Source organism: Marinimicrobium sp. UBA4209, from assembly GCF_002381585.1.
In the GTDB taxonomy this organism is placed as follows: Bacteria; Pseudomonadota; Gammaproteobacteria; order Pseudomonadales; family Cellvibrionaceae; genus Marinimicrobium; species Marinimicrobium koreense.
Genome location: NZ_DFTP01000031.1, coordinates 18,244 through 35,902, shown reverse-complemented (window position 1 = coordinate 35,902; position 17,659 = coordinate 18,244). Strand labels below are relative to the sequence as shown.

The following is a 17,659-nucleotide window of genomic DNA, read 5'->3' as shown; positions in this document are numbered from 1 at the left end:
CCTGTCGATGACCCTGATCGGGGTATTTACGGCGGCCCGGGAGCGCATCCGGATCATGGTGCCCTACTTTCTTCCCAACCACGAAATGGTGGCCGCATTGCAGGCCGCCGTGTTGCGGGGGGTCAAAGTGGAGGTCATTCTGCCCGAGCGCAGCAACCTGCGCTTTGTCGACTGGGCGACCCGGAACATGCTCTGGGAGCTGTTGCTCTGGGATATGGACGTCTTTTACAAAGCGGCGCCGTTCGCCCACAGCAAACTGATTCTGGTCGACGATGCTTACGCCATGACCGGTTCCGCCAACCTCGACGCCCGCAGCCTGCGCCTGAATTTCGAGCTGGGCGTGGAGTGGTTTAATGCGGACCTGACCCGACAACTGCACGCCCACCTCGATGAGGCCACCGCGCGAAGCCGGCGGATCACCCTGGCCGAGCTGGATCAACGCCCCCTCTGGCAGCGACTGCGCGATGCGTTTTTCTGGCTGTTTTCGAGCTATCTTTGACGTATGATTGAGCCACTATAACGAGGTCCCTTCTGACAATGACTGCACATAACTGGCTGAACCTGTTGGCCGTCACCTGGTTTTTTGCCGTGTGGATTGGCTACGCCAGTTTCGCCCGACACCGGGCCCGGGTGTCCTACAGCCTGTCCTCCGTACTGCAGATCTACCGCAAACGCTGGATGCATTCGATGCTGCGGCGTGAAAACCGCATTGGCGATACCGCGCTGATCGCAGGACTGGAACGACAGACCACGTTTCTGGCTTCAACCTCGATCTTTGTGATCGCTGGTCTGATTACGGTTCTGGCGTCCATCGAACAGGTTCACGACACTCTTACCGCCCTGCCGTTTTTTAACCGGGACATGACCTCCCGACAACTGCAGTTCAAGCTTCTGTTGTTGCTGGCCATCTATGTGTACGCGTTTTTCACCCTGACCTGGGCCGTGCGCCAATACGGCTTCAGCTCCATTCTGCTGGGGGCCGCGCCACTGGCGAACGACACGGACATCACCGAGGAGGAGCGAGCCCGCTATGCCACCACCAGTGCGAAAGTCATTGATCAGGCGGGGCACAGCTACAACTACGGCCTGCGCGCCTATTATTTTTCGCTCTCGGTGCTGCCCTGGCTGTTCAATACCTGGCTGTTCATTCTGGCGGCAACGCTGACCGTGGCGGTTCTGTATCGGCGAGAGTTTCACTCCCGGCCGCTGCAGACGCTGGCCAACGAGGTGCGGGCATCCGCCGATAGCGCCGACCAATAACCCACCTCAATGCCGCCGGGCATCGGTACCGTGGCTGCCCACCGGCTCAATGTGAACCGTCGCCACCACCCCCAACTCCGCCAGTCGGTGCTCCGCCGCATCGGCCAGGTCGTGGGCCCGACGCACGGTCCAGTCGCCGGGCACCTGCAGGTCCACCTCGGCAAACTGCTGGGCGCCGGAGGCCCGGGTGCGCAGCCGATGAAAGCCACAACTCTCCGGGGTCATGGCCTGCAGTGCTTGCTCTAGCTTTGTCAGGGTTCTGGGGCTCAGGGCCCGATCCATCAACCCGTTGGCGGACTTGGCCAGCAGCTGCCAGCCCTCATGAAGAATATGCAGCGCCACAGCTATCGCCACGACGGGGTCGAGCCACAGCAAGCCAGTCCACTTGGCCAGCCCGACGCCCAGCACCACCCCGACAGTCGTCCAGACGTCGGTCATCAAATGCCGTCCGTCACCTTCAAGCGCTGGCGAGCGCAATGCACGACCGTAGCGCAGCAGCAAGCGGGCCACAACAAGGTTGATCAGCGCGGCTCCCACCGACAGTCCCGTACCCAGATTAAGAGCCTGTAGAGTCTCTGGGTTCAGAAGTCGCTCGCCCGCCGCCACCAGAATGGCCAGCGCGGCCAGGAAAATCATGCCCCCTTCGAAGGCCGCTGCGAAATACTCGGCCTTGCCATGCCCAAAAGGGTGACCGTCATCCGGCGGGCGACGCGCGTATTGAAACATCGTCAGTGCAAACCCGGCCCCCAGAAGGTTGACCACAGACTCCAGCGCGTCTGACAGGTAACCCACCGAGCCGGTCAGTTGCCACGCCAGGGCCTTCAGCCCCATGGTTGCCAGCGCCGCCGCCAGCGAGAGCCACAGAATGTGATGAGCCTGCCATTTGACCATTGCGTTGTTCCTGCCTGAATTTATGCCAGTGTAGCGTACCGGGGGTGGAAATCTCGGCGCCCAAGCCCAATAATGGCTCAACCATACTCTGCAATGCACCCGACACTCTACAGGATGGCCCATGACCGCCCAACTCGCTCCCGTCAGCAGTGACCCCGTATGGGAAGACATTCGCCGTCAGACCCGCGCCCAGGCGGAGTCCGAACCGGTACTGGCGAGCTTTCTGCACACCACCATCCTCAACCACGACACCCTGGAAGCGGCCCTGAGCTTCCACCTGGCCAACAAGCTGGACAGCCCGGCCATGCCGGCCATGCTGATGCGCGAGGTCATTGAGCGGGCACTGGCGGACGACCCGGGTATTGGCGAGGCGGTGCGGGCCGACCTGCTGGCCATCAACGAGCGGGACTCCGCCTGCGACTCCTCGAGCACACCGTTCCTGTACTTCAAAGGGTTTCATGCGCTCCAGGCTTACCGGGTCGCGCACTGGCTCTGGCAGCACGGCCGGGAAGCCCTGGCGCTGTTTCTGCAGAACCGTATTTCCGTGGTGTTCGCGGTGGACATTCACCCGGCGGCCCGTATCGGTCGGGGCATCATGTTTGACCACGCCACGGGCATCGTCATCGGCGAAACGGCGGTGGTGGAGGACAATGTCTCCATCATGCAGTCGGTCACCCTCGGCGGCACCGGGAAAGAGAGCGGCGACCGCCATCCCAAGGTCCGAAAAGGCGTGTTGATCGGCGCCGGGGCCAAGATTCTTGGCAATATCGAGATCGGCGAGTGCGCCACGGTCGGTGCGGGCAGCGTGGTGCTCAAGTCCGTCCCCTGCCGCAAAATCGCCGCCGGCGTACCCGCCCAAATCATCGGTGACAGCCGCTGCCAGCAGCCGTCACGCACCATGGACCACCGACTGGATGACTGACATGCTCAAACGCTTAGCCTGTGCCTTGGCCCTGCTGCTCATTATGACCGGTTGCGGAGAGGCGCCGGAGACCGAAACGAGCGCCAGCTCCGACAGCACGTCGGCCGCGCCCGATTCTGCCGAGGCCACTGCACTGACGGTTTACAAAAGCCCGACCTGCGGCTGCTGTGAGGACTGGATTACGCACATGGAGGGCGAGGGCTTCGAGGCGGCCATTGAGCACCCGAGCCGGATGGCGACCATCAAGGCGCAGTTGGGGATCGCTCCCGAGTACGCCTCCTGCCATACCGGTGTCTCTGAGGAGGGCTATATTTTCGAGGGTCACGTTCCGGCCAAGCTGGTCCGCCAGTTTCTGAACAGCCCACCGGAAAACGCTCTGGGCCTGGCCGTACCGCGCATGCCGGTAGGCAGTCCGGGCATGGAGATGGGCGAGCGTTTTGACCCGTACGATGTGTTGTTGCTGAAGACCGACGGCAGCAGCGAGATTTATGCCCGGATTGAAACGCCCGAGCAGCAGTATTGAACATCCGCACTATTTTGGCGCAGCCGTCACCAAAAGTGGTGCGCGTTGGTTCATCGAGTCCGGCCCGTGAAGGAGAGCCCCCTTTCAAGACACGCCGTAAACCCATCCCTGGGGGCTCGGATCGCGGGTCCCCCGCTCTACGGTCTTGAAAGGGGGCTCTCCTCCACGGGCCTACGTGCCACACGAAACCCACTGTGCCGTCACCGCAGGCGCGACTGTGGCACGGAACTCCGGTGCGGGGGAAACCACTCCAGGACACGCAGCAACCTTGAACCGAGGGTAACGGCGGATGCGGCCTTTGGCCTTATCCGCCCTACGCAACTGCGTGCTACACAAAAACCCATGTGCCACTGCTACAGACGCGACGGTGGCATGGAGGTCCGGTGTGGGGTAAACCATTCCAAGACCGTAGAGCGGGGGACCCGCGATCCGAGCCCCCAGGGATGGGTTCACGGCGTGTCTTGGAATGGTTTACCCCACACCGGACCGGACTTTCCGAAAAGCACCCAAACCAAAGCCATAAAAACCCCACCATGGCCAGCTTTTTGCAGCATTCCCGATCGCCCCACACGTCACTATGACCGGAGACCGGAATGCAATACACCAAACCCATGATTGAACTGGTGTTTGAGATTCGCCGGCGCGTGCCCGCCGATCTGAAACCTTCCGTCAAACTCGCCAATCCGGAGCTGTTGGACGAGCTGGTCACCCATCATCGGCACAGTAAGGACGTCATCTGCCAAACACTCATCAAAGAACTGCTACAACTGGCCGGAGATCCCTGGAACCACGCCCTGAGCGATGCTCAACAGGACGCCGAAGAGGCCGAAGCCGCCGCGCGACCGCGCCAGGTCACCAAGGTGTATCGAGGACAGGTAACGCTGGAGGAGGCGCCACCAAAGGACAATGCCAGCACCCCCAGGGAGCGCACCAAGCGAATGTACCGGGGGCAGGAAGTTATCGACTGACTTGCGTGCTCTGAACGTCCCGCTCTCAGGAGTCCAGGCCAGCCCAGTCCCGGCGACGGGAAAACTGGGGCCGCAGAAACTCCATCTGGTCACCGCGAATCCGGTCGCTGTTGATCAGCGCCAGGTACTCGGCGGTGTTGGGACAGAATGGCAGGGCGAGCAGCTCCATACCGATTTCGGACAGCAGGTGGTTGCCTTTGTGCTGGTTGCAGCGCTTGCAGGCGGTGACCACGTTATTCCAGCGGTCCCGGCCACCGCGGCTGATTGGGTGGACATGATCCCGGGAGAGGTGTTCTGCGGTAAACCAGCGGCCACAGTAGAGGCACTGGTGATGGTCTCGAGCAAAGAGGGCAGCATTGGTGAGCGGTGGGACGAGGCGCATGCGGGCGAGGCGGTTGCCGCCACAGGCGATAATGGCCGGCAGGTCAATCTGGGTGCGCAACCCGGTCAGGCGGGAATGGCCACCATAGACACGCCGGACGTGCCCGCCCAGGGTCCACTGCACCAGATCACGCGCATACAGGCAGACCGCGTCTTTCCAGTGCAGCCACTCGATAGGCTGGCCGGCGATATTCAGTCGCAAAATACGCGCTTCCATCGACACCTCCAGGGGTCGCTCGGTGCGCTCTGGGCGGCCGACTGACTGCGGCCAAAAAGCCGCCAGCGTCCGGGGCGTACCGGCGATTGACGTCGTACCGATACCGTATAGCCTTACTATGACGCCATTATGTCAAAACTTCCACACTTTTTATTGACGCCGGATCAGTCTGCCCGGTTTGTGTCGCCCATAAAAAGAAACCCCCGCGATAAGGGGGTTATCGCGGGGGTTGCCATCTACTTACAGGATGGGGCCCGTCCCGGGCCTAGTGGCGTGCGTCCTTTCAGTTCCGTTGCCCTGCGTCCAGTGCCTGTATCCGTTAAAAGAGATTATGCGCCACCTGCCGGCCGGGCAATAGTGGCGAATGTCGGAAAGGTTTGTGCGAGATATCTCACAAACCGTGGAATCAGAAAATCTCCTCGGGCTCCAGATCAAACAGATAGTCAGGCGAAATATCCATATCCCGGGTGATGTTTTCCCCCTGATCCTGCAGCAGTTCCCGCTCCTCGTCGTCCAGCTCCTGCTCCAGCCCCTGGCGGATCACCACCTCGACCCGGCGATTTCTGGCCCGGTTGTCCGGATTGTCATTCGGCGCCAACGGCCGGGTGTCGGCAAAGCCGGTCACCTCAAAGCGGTCCTGATCGATATAGTCGCCGCGCATCAGTTGGTGCGCCACGGATACCGCCCGGGCCGACGACAACTCCCAGTTGGAACGGAAGCGGGCCGAATTGATGGGAATGTTGTCGGTGTGCCCCTGGACCTTGATACGCCCCGGCTGGAGCATCAGTACCGCCTGAATTTCGTCCAGAACATCAAAGTAATCTTCCGCCAACTCCGCCGACCCGGAGCGAAACGACCCCTGCTCCCGAATCCGGATGATGATCTGACGCCCACGGGTTTCGATTTCAATCTGCCCGGAGGTGATCTGCGGCTGCAGACGCGCCGCCAGGGCCATGGCATCCTGCTCGGTTTCCCGGATCAGTTCCTCCAGCCGCTGCTTCAACTGCTCGCGCGCCGAGTCTTCGTATTCCGGCTCGCCCTGCTGGATATCAAACTCCTCGGCGCAGTAGACTTCCAGACTCATCTGGGTGGTGTCATCGGTGCTCTGGAAAATTTCGTTGATTGGAGTCGGCTCAGGCTTCCCCGGGCTGAACTCCTGGGCGATGATGCTGGTGCCTTTGGGCACCTCGTTGACCTGGAGCTCGGTCTGAACCCCGAACGCCTGCGCCAACGAGCCGGCCAGGCGCTTGAACTTCATGGCGTCCATTTCGGAAAACGAGAGCAGCAGTACAAAGAAGCACAACAAGAGCGCCATCAAATCGGCAAAGGTCGCCATCCAGGCAGGGAGGCCTGCGGCCTGACGTTTTTTACGGGGCGTATCGTCATCCATATCCTACTCCCCCTCAGGCGGCATCCGTGTCCGCGACGTCCCGCTTCCGCTCGGGCAAGTAAGTGCGCAACATGGAGTCGATCACCCGGGGATTCTGGCCACTCTGGATAGCCAGCAGGGCATCGATGATCAGGCTCTGCACCAGTACCTCCTCATCCGCGCGCAACTTGAGCTTATCGGAAATGGGCAGGAACACGGCGTTGGCGAGCAGAGAACCGTACAGAGTGGTCAGCAGAGCGATGGCCATGGCCGGACCGATGGCTTTGGGGTCTTCCATATTCGACAGCATCGCCACCAGACCAATCAGGGTACCGATCATGCCCATGGCCGGCGCCACATCCCCGAGTGCGCTGAAAATGGACGCGCCCTTCAAATGGCGATCCTCCGCCAGGTAGCGATCCTTGGACATCATCGCCTTGACCACCTCCGGGTCGTGGCCGTCCACCAGCAACTGAATGCCTTTCTGCAGAAAGTCGCTGCTGACCTCCTTACCTTCCAAGGATAACAGACCGCCTTTGCGCGCTGCGTCGGCCAGTTCGACAATCTCCTCGATCAGTTCCGCCGGGTCCGTGCTTCGATAGACAAAGCTCTTGGCGGCCACCTTGGTGGCACCGAAGAACTGCCCCAGACTGAACTTGGCCATTACGGCGAATACGGTGCCCCCGACCACAATCAACAGGGACGGCGCATTGACGAATATCATCAGGTCGCCGGACAGCACCATGGAGGCGACGATCAGACCAATTGCGCCGATGATCCCTACGAGGGTTGCTAAATCCACTGGTGGCTCCTCACACTAGGCTGAAACGGCCGATACGCCGTGTTGAATCTGCGGTAAAACCTGCATCTTAGCAGCAGTCGGTTTATAATTGCGCCCTTTATCACCACAGACATCCCGCCAGGAGTCTATCGGCCAATGCCGGAAAATCTTCACCTCGACCCTGGCCCAAACGACAGGTGCCCCATGCCCACGAAAAAGAAGTCCGTGGACTTTGAACAGTCACTGAGCGACCTGGAAGCGCTGGTGAACCAAATGGAGCAAGGCGAGCTCTCTCTGGAAGAATCCCTGAAAGCCTTTGAGCGCGGGATTCAGCTGACCCGGGATTGCCAGGAGCGCCTGAGCGCGGCGGAACAGCAGGTTCAGGTACTGATGGAACAGCAGGGTCAGATCAGCGTTCAGCCGATGACGCCCGGCGGCGAGGATGACGGTGAATGAGCACCGACTTCGACGCCTTCGCCGGCCCCTGGCGTGAACGCTTCAACCGGGGTTTGACCCGGTTTCTCCCGCAACCCGATGCTCAGCGCCCGCAACTGGCCGAAGCCATGGCCTACAGCCTGGCCAATGGCGGCAAGCGGGTCCGCCCCATGCTGGTCTACAGCACGGGCGCGGCGCTGCGCTACGAACCCGACCAGGCCCTGGATACGGTCGCGGTTGCCCTGGAATGCTTACACGCTTATAGCCTCATCCATGACGACTTACCCGCCATGGACGATGATGACCTGCGCCGCGGGCAGCCCAGTTGCCACATCGCCTTCGACGAGGCGACGGCCATTCTGGCCGGAGATGCCCTGCAGACGCTCGCCTTTGAGGTGCTCGCCCGGTGCGACCGCCTGTCGGCGGAGCAGCGCGTGGCGCTGATTACCGACCTGGCTCAGGCCGCCGGTGCACAGGGGATGGTACTGGGTCAGGCCATCGACCTCGGCGCCGTTCACCAGAGTCCGGACATCGCCCAGTTGGAGCGCATGCACCAACACAAAACCGGCGCCCTGATTCGCGCCAGTGTCGCCATGGCGGCCCGCGCCTGTGCCGCCTCGGCCGGTGAACGCGAGGCCCTGAGCGACTACGCCGGCGCCATCGGCCTGGCCTTTCAGGTACAGGACGATATTCTGGATGTCATCGCCGATACCAGCACGCTGGGCAAGCCCCAGGGAGCCGACACCGCGCGGGACAAGCCCACCTATGTGTCCCTGCTTGGACTCGACGGCGCGCAATCCAAAGCCCGGGAACTGCTCACTCAGGCCCTCGACAGCCTGAGCGGGTTCGACGACAGCGCTACAGCGCTGCGCAGCCTCGCGCATTACATTATTGAGCGCGGGCACTGACGCCCCGCTAGGCAGACGGGCTTCTGGCCCCTACAATGGCCCCTTTCCAATAACGACGTGACTCATGTTTGACGAAATTCCCACAGACCGCCCGGAAACGCCCCTGCTCGACCAGATTGACTCGCCAGAGCAACTGCGGGCGCTGAATGAGCGGGACCTGGAGCCGCTGGCCGAGGAGCTGCGTGCCTACCTGCTGTACAGCGTGGGACAGAGCGGTGGACACTTTGGCGCCGGACTGGGGGTCGTGGAGCTGACAGTGGCCCTGCACTACGTCTATCACACCCCGGATGACCGTCTGGTATGGGACGTGGGCCACCAGACCTATCCCCACAAAATCCTCACCGGCCGCCGCGAACGCATGAGCAGTATTCGTCAGGGGGGCGGTCTGTCCGGCTTTCCCAAGCGGGGCGAAAGCGAATACGATACTTTTGGAGTGGGCCATTCAAGCACGTCCCTCAGCGCCGCCCAGGGCATGGCTCTGGCCAGTGCCATGACCGGCAGCGAGCGCAAGTGCGCCGCCATTATCGGCGACGGCGCCATGACCGCCGGAATGGCGTTCGAGGCGCTCAACCACATTGCCCACACGGACACCGACCTGCTGGTCATCCTGAACGACAACAACATGTCGATCTCCCCCAATGTGGGTGGGCTGGCCACCTACCTGTCCAAGGTATGGGGCAGCAAGTTCTACAACTCCCTGCGCGAGGGCAGCAAACAGGTACTCACCAAAATTCCCTCCGCCTGGGAGTTCGCCCGGCGCACCGAAGAACACTTCAAGGGCTTCATGTCCCCGGGCACCCTGTTTGAGGAAATGGGCTTCAACTACGTCGGTCCCATCGATGGCCATGACCTGGGCAGCCTGGTGCGCTATCTGCGCAATCTACGCGAAGTCAAAGGCCCCAAGCTGCTGCACATCATCACCCGCAAGGGTAAAGGGTTTGGCCCGGCGGAGGACGACCCCGTGGGCTACCATGCGCTGAACAAGCTGGAGCCCAAACCGGCCCCCCGCAAACCCAGCGGCCCCAAGTACCAGAAGGTGTTTGGCGACTGGCTGTGCGATATGGCAGCGCGGGATGAGCGGTTGATAGGTATTACCCCCGCCATGTGTGAGGGCTCCGGCATGGTGGATTTCGCCCAGCGTTTCCCGGAGCGCTTCTACGATGTGGCCATTGCCGAGCAACACGCCGTCACATTGGCCGCTGGACTCGCCTGTGAGGGCCAGAAGCCGGTGGTCGCCATTTACTCCACCTTCCTCCAGCGCGCCTACGATCAACTGATCCACGATGTGGCACTACAGAACCTGGACGTCACTTTCGCCATCGACCGGGCCGGACTGGTCGGCGAAGACGGGCCCACCCACGGCGGCTCCTTTGATCTGACCTACCTGCGCTGCATTCCCAATATGGTGATCGCCGCCCCCAGCGACGAAAACGAGTGTCGCCAACTGCTGTACACCGCCTGGAAACATGAGGGACCGGCGGCGGTACGCTACCCACGAGGCACCGGCCCGGGAACGGATATTGAGCAGGCGATGAACGAACTGCCCATCGGTCAGGGACGGGAGCTGCGCCAGGGGCGCGAGGTGGTCATTCTGAACTTTGGCGCTTCACTCGCCACGACCCTCACCGTGGCGGAGCGGATCGACGCCAGCGTCTGTGACATGCGCTTTGTCAAACCCCTGGATACCGCTCTGATCGAGCGCATGGCCGAGAGTCACACCCTGATCGTCACGGTTGAGGAAAACGCCATCGCCGGCGGCGCCGGCAGTGCGGTGGGAGAGCACCTGGCCACCCAGGGCATTGCAACCCCCTGGCTGCCGCTCGGGTTTCGCGACGAGTTCGCCGAACACGACAGTCAGAAAAAACAGCTGGCCAGCCAGGGCCTGGACGCGGACGGGATTGAGAGGGCTATCCGTAACCACCTCGGACATTAACCCGCCCCTGGTGAGCATTCAAAATCTGAATACTCGAAAGCCCTACCATTCACTTTTCGACTAATAATGGACTTGTTTAGTCCAGAAAATCTTTCTATCCTGACTGTAATCGGTTACAAGAATTTTGAAGTGACATTCAGTAAGCGCGGCCACTCGCGCCTGAAAGCCGAATAAGAAACTTGAACTCCGTCTGCGAACGAGCCAAGACAACTTCTATTTATTGGCCTCAAAACAAACGACGCAAGACCTTCGACCTCAATTAAACAAACCATCCATAGCTCAAACCAGGAGGACCATATAGCCCAAAATGTAACCGGTTACTTTTAATCAAAACTGATAATAATGAGGACTCAAGAATGACTGCATTCACTCGAACCATCGCAACCACCCTGCTGACACTGGCGGCGCTGTCAGTCCAAGCCGACCTGTCTGTCTCAGGCACACAGTTACTCGACGGAAACGGCAACTCCTTTGTAATGCGTGGCGTCAATGTGCCTCACGCCTGGTTCAGCGGACAAACCGATCAGTCTTTGCAGGATATTGCCACCCTCGGGGCCAATACCGTGAGGATCGTACTGAGCAATGGCGCCCAGTGGAACCGCACCCCGGCCTCTGAAGTGGCCAGTATCATAAGCCGGGCCAAATCAGAAGAGCTTATTACGGTGCTGGAGGTCCACGACACAACCGGCTACGGTGAAGCGGGCAGCGCGGCGACAGTGTCCCAAGCGGTCGATTACTGGCTGGACATTCAGAACGTTCTGCAGGGTGAAGAGGACTATGTGATCATCAATATCGCCAACGAACCCTTCGGCAACGGACCATCGGCGAGTGACTGGGTCAGCGCTCACACCCAGGCGATCAGCCGACTGCGCAATGCCGGCCTGAATCATACCCTGATGGTCGACGCCGCCAACTGGGGGCAGGACTGGCAGGGCATTATGCGCGACAACGCGCAGCAGGTTCTGGCCAGCGACCCTCAAAGTAACGTCATATTCAGCGTTCACATGTATGAAGTGTATGACAGTGACAACGCCGTCAACAGCTACCTGTCCAGCTTCAACAATCAGGGCCTCGCTCTGGTCATAGGCGAGTTTGCTGCCGATCACTACGGAAGCTACGTCGCCGCCGATGCCATCATGGCACGGGCCGAGCAGTACGGTTATGGCTACCTGGGTTGGTCCTGGTCCGGAAACAGCTCCGACCTGTCCTCTCTGGATATTGTCAACAATTTCAACGGCAGCAGCCTGACCAGCTGGGGCAATCAGCTGTTTTATGCCACCAATGGCATCGCCAATACGAGCAACTCCGCCAGCATCTTTGGTGGCAGCAGTGGTGACGGCAACAGCTGTGGCACTGCCTCCAATGGCTACCCCTATTGCTGTGACTCCAGCTCTGATACCGGCGGCGGCTGGGGATGGGAAAACGGAGAGAGCTGTGTCATGCCCGATGGCGGCTCCTCAGGCTCGGGCCCCAGCACCTGCAACTGGTACGGAAGCATTTACCCGGTTTGCCAGAACCAGAGCACTGGCTGGGGATGGGAAAATGACCAGAGCTGCATAGGCCAGAGCACCTGCGATAACCAATAACCCACCGGCGGTCCGCATCATGCGGGCCGCGCCCCCTGGCAATAAAGTCACAAAGACCGTAAGGTACAGGGCTGGTTATCTGAACAACGGTCCTGTCATGATGCACGCCCCTAAACTCGAACCTTCTCCGGTGACTGAATGGCACAATGTCACCCCAAAGCAGTTTATCACCGAGATCGCACCCCGATTCGAACCGGCGATTCTGCGCGGTTATACCCAGGACTGGCCCGCTGTCACTCACGCCCTCAAGTCGCAACAGGCGTTGCGCGAGTATCTTGTCGGCTTCAGCCGGGGCGAGCCGATCGAGCTGTTTTTGGGCGCACCCGAGATTGGAGGGCGCTTTTCCTACGACGAGCACCTGCAGGGCTTCAATTTTGTTCGTCGTAAAGATCACTTTGAAACCGCCCTGCAGCGCCTCCAGCGCATGGAAGACGATGCCAATCCGCCGGCGTTTTATATCGGTGCCACCGCCATCCCACACACCCTGCCGGGACTGGAGCGTGACAACACCATGAACCTGGTGGACGAGCGGGTTCCCCCCAATATCTGGATTGGCAATCGCACCACCATCCCCACCCATTATGATGTTTCGGACAACCTCGCCTGCGTCGTGGCCGGGCGACGGCGCTTTACCCTGTTTCCGCCCGAACAGGTCCGCAACCTGTACGTCGGCCCCATCGACTTTACCCCCGCTGGTCAGCCCATCAGTCTGGTAGACCCCTACCAGCCGGACCTTGAGCGCTTCCCGAAGTTTGCCGAGGCCATGCCCACGGCGCGCGTCGCCGAACTTGAGCCCGGTGATGTGCTCTACATTCCGTCCCTGTGGTGGCACCAGGTGGAATCTCTGGCGAGGTTCAATGTGCTGATCAATTATTGGTGGGAGACCGGCGTACCAAACACCGGCTCACCCTTTGAGGCTCTGGTGCACGGTCTGTTGACGGTTCGTCAATTGCCGTTGGAAAAACGCCGGGCCTGGCAGACGTTTTTCGATCACTACCTGTTCAGCGAAACCGACCCGGCGGAGCACTTATCACCGGAACAACGACGGGCGTTGGGGGAAATGACGCCGGAGCTGGCTGACTACCTGAAGGGCTTTTTGCGCAACGCCCTGGACCGGCGCTGATCACGCTCCCAAAAAAGAAAGGGGCCCTCGAAGGGCCCCTTTCTATTCAGCGTCAAACGCTCTGATCTGCGATCCGATCAGGCACCACCGGTACCCGGCTCACCCCGATCCAGTTTGACGGCACGGTAGCCACCGCGCTTGCGGTCGTAGATGAACATGCCGGCGAAGAAGGCAGCCACGATCAACGCAATCGGCGCAACCCAACGGAACGCCATACGGCCACCGTAGTTGTCGGCCGGACGCAACACCGCACCCGCTTCAGCCTGCAGATCGGCAGCCGCCGGAATGCCCGAGTCCAGCAAGGCACGCAGGGCATTACCGGTCAGAGGGCCGTTGAGCTCACCGTCGGCGCGATAGTCGGACAGCGCGATCTCGTTCCGCTCGATCACGGTCTCGACGTCAGCGGGCAGATAGCCGAGCTCGGAGAGTGCGTCCAGATCGCCCGAGGCCTGCTCGGCGCGCTCCAGATACAGCGGGAAGGTTTCTTCCACCTCTTCAAGAATGGCGACTGTGCGCTGCTCATCCAGTGCCTCGGGCATATAGCGGTCGGCGACCACGCCCATCTGACCCTGCAGCGTACCGGAGACCCCCATACCCGCACCGATCATCAGCACGATACCGACCGAGCCGGCCTTGGGGAAACGCTCGCTCATCAAGCCCACCATGGTGGGGAAGAAGAAGGCCACACCAAAGGCAAACACGGTAGCGGCGAACAGCAGCTTGACCATACCGGTTTCAAAGATCGAGAACAGGATCAGACCGGTGCCGGTCAGAATCGCGGCGCAGAACAGCATGCCGGTCGGCGCCAGGCGCTCAACCACCGGGCCGGCGAACAGGCGCAGAACCGCCATCAAACCGGTCAACCAGGCAAATACCAACATGCCGTGCATGCCCGCATTTTCCAGTACATCCGGAATCCAACGCATGGGGCCCAGCTCCAGCGAGAGGGTGATCATCTTGATGACGATCAGCAGCAGCACGATGGGGTGGGTGATGGTATAGAACAGCACTTCCTTGACCGGCACACCGGCTTCGGCGGTTTCGGTCTTAGGGAACTTGAGCGGCAGCAGCATGGCGCCGTAGATGAAAATCGGGATGTACATGACGCCGATGTGAACGGTCCAGTGGCCCAGGTCGATGGCACCAAGATCACCGATCTGCGACATGAAGAAACCCAACAGAGCACCAACCACCATACCGCCGGGGAAAAAGGCGTGGAAGTGGTTGAGCTTGACCGTTTTGCGCTCCGGGTACAGCGCCGCCGTCATTGGGTTACCGGTGGCCTCAATCAGGCCATTGCCAATCCCCATGACGATCGCGCCCAGGAACAGGACCCAATAACCGCTCGGCGAGCCGGATACGAAGTAGGCCGACAGCACCAGACTGACACCGATCAGGTGACTGAAAAACGCCCCTGTCGCCGCGACCCGCAGGCCGATTTTTTCCAGAAAGGGTGCAACAAAAATCAGGGAGAGTGCCATCCCCCACAGCACGGCGCCGCCGATCATACCGATATCGGCGTTGGTCAGAATAAACTCGGTTTTCAACTGACCGAGAATACCGCCCACCAGGGCGAAGGAAAACGCGGTGGGGAACAGGGCAATACACGCCCCGACAAATAACCGCTTACGATTGATGCCATTGGCATCGACAGTGGCTGTACTCATAACTCACATCCTCATTATTTTTATCAACGCACCCGCCAGCGGTTGCCGGCGGGTGCGTGACCGTTTCGGGCACTATCGCCCGTCTTTGGTTACTGCTTTACAGAACGTCAGGAAACCAGCGGCGTCCAGCGGCCATCGGCCTCGGACGAGTTCAGCACCGCTTCAATAAACCGCATGCCCAGCACACCGGTTTCAATACCGGGTATCCAGGATTCGATCGGGTGCTGTTCGCCCTTGCGCTTGGCCACCAGAACATCGGCCACGTCGGTGTAGAGCGTAGCAAACGCCTCCAGGTAGCCCTCCGGGTGCCCAAACGGAATGCGAATACCGCGGGTCGCAATATCACTGTCGATATTGTCGTCCCGACGGGTAATCCGCTGGTGATGTCCGGCCAGCGGCGTCAGCCAGAGCTCATTGGGTTTTTCCTGAGCCCACTCCAGCCCCGCTTTGTCACCAAAGATGCGGATCTTCAGACCATTCTCACAACCGGGCGCGATCTGACTGGTCCAGAGCATGCCTTTGGCACCGCCTTTGAAGCGCATCATAGCGTGGACGTTATCGTCCACCGCCCGACCCGGAACAAAGGCGGTGAGGTCCGCACTGACCGAATCCAGCTCAAGCTGAGAAATAAAGGTGGCCAACTGGAAGGCGTGGGTGCCGATGTCGCCCAGGCAGCCCGCTTTACCAGAACGCTTGGGATCCGTGCGCCAGGCCGCCTGCTTGTTGTCTTCCTCCGGAGCCTGGGTCAACCACTCCTGGGGGTATTCCACCTGCACCAGGCGAACCTGACCCAAATCGCCCCGCTCGACCATTTCGCGGGCGTAGCGCACCAGCGGGTAGGCACTGTAGTTGTGGGTCAACGCAAAGAACGCATCGCTCTTGGCGCAGATCTGCTCCAGCTCCAGAGCTTCTTCCAGCGTGCGGGTGACCGGCTTGTCGCAGATCACGTTGATGCCGGCTTCCAGAGCGGCCTTGGCCACCGGGAAGTGCATGTGGTTGGGTGTGACAATGGCCACCGCCTCAATCCCGTCCTCACGCTTGGCCTCAGCGGCGAACATCTCCTCGTAGGAGGCGTAGGAACGATCTGGCGCAATGTGCAGCTCATCGGCGGAGGCTTTGGCCACGTCCGGCTTGGAGGACAGGGCCCCGGCGACCAGTTCATAGCGATCATCAATGCGCGCGGCAATACGGTGAACACCGCCAATAAAGGCGCCCTGTCCACCGCCGACCATGCCTAAGCGAACTCGTGCATCAGCCATTACTTACCTCCCAAACCCAGAATGCGGCGGTTACTTTCTTCATCGGCGTCTCCTCCTGCAAAATCGTCAAAAGCCTTCTCCGTTACACGGATGATATGGTCATTGACGAATTTCACGCCTTCTTCCGCCCCTGCTTCGGGATGTTTCAGCGCGCACTCCCACTCAATCACGGCCCAACCGTCGAAACCGTTGGCGGTCAGAATCGAGAAGATGCGCTTGAAGTCGGTCTGCCCATCGCCCAGCGAACGGAAGCGACCGGCACGCTCGACCCAGCCCTCGTAACCGCCGTAAACGCCCTGTCGGGCGCTGGGATTGAACTCGGCGTCCTTGACGTGGAACATCTTGATGCGATCGATGTAACGCTCGAGGAAGCCGATATAGTCGAGATTCTGCAGAACCAGGTGGCTGGGATCGTACAGAATATTGGCGCGCGGGTGGTTGTCCACTTCCTTCAGGAAGCGTTCGAAGGTAGCGCCATCGTGCAGGTCTTCACCCGGGTGAATTTCGTAGCACAAGTCCACACCCGCCTCGTCAAAGGCGTCCAGAATCGGCAGCCAGCGCTTGGCCAGCTCTTTGAAACCGGTGTCCACCAGGCCCGCCGGGCGCTGGGGCCAGGGGTACATGAAGGGCCACAACAGGGCGCCGGAGAAGGTGCCATGGGTTTTCAGACCCAGGTTCTTGCTGGCCTTGGCCGCCAGCATCAGCTGGTTGACCGCCCACTTCTGGCGCTCATCGGGCTTGCCGTGCAGCTCCGGCGGAGCAAAGCCGTCGAACATTTCGTCGTACACCGGGTGTACGGCTACCAACTGACCCTGCAGGTGGGTCGACAGGTCGGTAAGCTCCAGGCCGTAGCGCGCCAGGGTATCTTTCACTTCCTGGCAGTAATCGAGACTCTCCGCGGCCTTTTCGAGATCGAACAGGCGCTTGTCCCAGGACGGAATCTGGATGCCTTTGAAGCCCAGGCCACCGGCCCACTTGGATACGTTTTCCAGGCTGTTGAACGGCGCTTCATCGCCGGCGAACTGGGCCAGGAATAGCGCGGGCCCTTTCATCGTCTTCATTATTGTCTCCCCCATCGGTTTGGTGGATTATCAACCGGGTACCGGCAAACCACTTCTCGCGAAGCGGGACCGAGCCAGTACCCACAATAGATTGCCGTGTCGTCATCGCTTCACGACAGCGCTGTCAGCAAATGCGGTCGGGCGATTATGGCATCACCGGCGCCATATCTCTACCGCAGAACCCGAGCTGCGCCGGTAAAGATACGATAATAAACGGGTTAATGTCGATTCGACCACCAAAGAGCGAGATTTTCAACAGAGAATTGCTTTTTATATAGTAAACCCCGAAATAAAGGGTTTCAGCGGGACAAGCAAGGGGGAAGTACGGAAGTGCTATCTGTGTCGGGTTACGCGCTGCGCGCTAACCCGACCTAC

The 17,659-nt window shown here is 60.4% G+C and carries 17 protein-coding genes; 10 read left to right on the top strand and 7 right to left on the bottom strand.

What is annotated here, in order from left to right; genetic code table 11:
- A partial coding sequence (locus B3187_RS04595; RefSeq protein ID WP_286804811.1) for a phospholipase D-like domain-containing protein occupies positions 1-499 on the top strand: 499 nt, incomplete at its 5' end.
- A 38-nt stretch (positions 500-537) separates the two neighbouring features.
- Positions 538-1,260: a DUF599 domain-containing protein gene (locus B3187_RS04590; protein WP_286804810.1), complete on the top strand. Its 723-nt coding sequence runs from the start codon at positions 538-540 to the stop codon at positions 1,258-1,260.
- Between the two features lie 6 nt (positions 1,261-1,266).
- Here the strand turns inward: B3187_RS04590 and B3187_RS04585 are convergent, their stop codons facing one another.
- Positions 1,267-2,151 carry a cation diffusion facilitator family transporter gene (locus B3187_RS04585; RefSeq protein WP_286804808.1) on the bottom strand — a complete coding sequence of 295 codons (885 nt, stop codon included), beginning with the start codon at positions 2,149-2,151 and terminating at the stop codon, positions 1,267-1,269.
- Positions 2,152-2,272: 121 nt separating this feature from the next.
- Here B3187_RS04585 and cysE point away from each other — a divergent pair, with 121 nt between their 5' ends.
- The 3 genes from cysE (at position 2,273) to B3187_RS04570 (ending at position 4,564) form a co-directional block, all read left to right on the top strand.
- Positions 2,273-3,073: a serine O-acetyltransferase gene (gene cysE / locus B3187_RS04580; protein WP_286804806.1), complete on the top strand. Its 801-nt coding sequence runs from the start codon at positions 2,273-2,275 to the stop codon at positions 3,071-3,073.
- A 1-nt stretch (position 3,074) separates the two neighbouring features.
- Positions 3,075-3,596, top strand: a complete 522-nt coding sequence (locus B3187_RS04575; RefSeq protein WP_286804804.1) for a DUF411 domain-containing protein — start codon at positions 3,075-3,077, stop codon at positions 3,594-3,596.
- Positions 3,597-4,189: 593 nt separating this feature from the next.
- Positions 4,190-4,564, top strand: a complete 375-nt coding sequence (locus B3187_RS04570) for a hypothetical protein (protein WP_286804802.1) — start codon at positions 4,190-4,192, stop codon at positions 4,562-4,564.
- Between the two features lie 25 nt (positions 4,565-4,589).
- Here the strand turns inward: B3187_RS04570 and B3187_RS04565 are convergent, their stop codons facing one another.
- From B3187_RS04565 to pomA, 3 genes are all read right to left on the bottom strand, one after another.
- On the bottom strand, positions 4,590-5,162 hold the full coding sequence (locus tag B3187_RS04565) for an HNH endonuclease (protein ID WP_123638163.1): 573 nt from the start codon (positions 5,160-5,162) through the stop codon (positions 4,590-4,592).
- A 406-nt stretch (positions 5,163-5,568) separates the two neighbouring features.
- Positions 5,569-6,552: a MotB family protein gene (locus tag B3187_RS04560; protein ID WP_286804800.1), complete on the bottom strand. Its 984-nt coding sequence runs from the start codon at positions 6,550-6,552 to the stop codon at positions 5,569-5,571.
- A gap of 13 nt (positions 6,553-6,565) precedes the next feature.
- Positions 6,566-7,333 (bottom strand): flagellar motor protein PomA, encoded by a 768-nt coding sequence (gene pomA / locus B3187_RS04555; RefSeq protein ID WP_123638165.1) that lies wholly within the window; start codon positions 7,331-7,333, stop codon positions 6,566-6,568.
- A gap of 183 nt (positions 7,334-7,516) precedes the next feature.
- On the opposite strand from pomA, the gene B3187_RS04550 reads away from it, so the two are divergent.
- From B3187_RS04550 to B3187_RS04530, 5 genes are all read left to right on the top strand, one after another.
- Positions 7,517-7,768 (top strand): exodeoxyribonuclease VII small subunit, encoded by a 252-nt coding sequence (locus B3187_RS04550; RefSeq protein WP_024461118.1) that lies wholly within the window; start codon positions 7,517-7,519, stop codon positions 7,766-7,768.
- Positions 7,765-8,655 (top strand): (2E,6E)-farnesyl diphosphate synthase, encoded by an 891-nt coding sequence (ispA, locus tag B3187_RS04545; protein ID WP_286804796.1) that lies wholly within the window; start codon positions 7,765-7,767, stop codon positions 8,653-8,655. Before B3187_RS04550 ends, ispA begins: the two co-directional genes overlap by 4 nt.
- A 64-nt stretch (positions 8,656-8,719) precedes the next feature.
- Positions 8,720-10,588 (top strand): 1-deoxy-D-xylulose-5-phosphate synthase, encoded by a 1,869-nt coding sequence (gene dxs / locus B3187_RS04540; RefSeq protein WP_286804794.1) that lies wholly within the window; start codon positions 8,720-8,722, stop codon positions 10,586-10,588.
- Between the two features lie 356 nt (positions 10,589-10,944).
- The gene (locus tag B3187_RS04535; protein ID WP_286804793.1) at positions 10,945-12,174 is read left to right on the top strand and encodes a cellulase family glycosylhydrolase; all 1,230 of its coding nucleotides are present in this window, start codon (positions 10,945-10,947) and stop codon (positions 12,172-12,174) included.
- 97 nt (positions 12,175-12,271) lie between these two features.
- On the top strand, positions 12,272-13,297 hold the full coding sequence (locus tag B3187_RS04530) for a cupin-like domain-containing protein (protein WP_211331058.1): 1,026 nt from the start codon (positions 12,272-12,274) through the stop codon (positions 13,295-13,297).
- A 77-nt stretch (positions 13,298-13,374) separates the two neighbouring features.
- On the opposite strand, the gene B3187_RS04525 is transcribed toward B3187_RS04530, so the two are convergent.
- The 3 genes from B3187_RS04525 to B3187_RS04515 form a co-directional block, all read right to left on the bottom strand.
- Entirely contained in the window at positions 13,375-14,964 is a 1,590-nt protein-coding gene (locus tag B3187_RS04525; protein ID WP_286804791.1) for an MFS transporter, read from the bottom strand.
- A 107-nt stretch (positions 14,965-15,071) separates the two neighbouring features.
- The gene (locus B3187_RS04520) at positions 15,072-16,223 is read right to left on the bottom strand and encodes a Gfo/Idh/MocA family protein (protein WP_123638170.1); all 1,152 of its coding nucleotides are present in this window, start codon (positions 16,221-16,223) and stop codon (positions 15,072-15,074) included.
- Positions 16,223-17,284, bottom strand: coding sequence for a sugar phosphate isomerase/epimerase family protein (locus B3187_RS04515; RefSeq protein WP_123638171.1), 1,062 nt, complete (start codon positions 17,282-17,284; stop codon positions 16,223-16,225). Before B3187_RS04515 ends, B3187_RS04520 begins: the two co-directional genes overlap by 1 nt.
- Positions 17,285-17,659 lie beyond the last annotated feature (375 nt).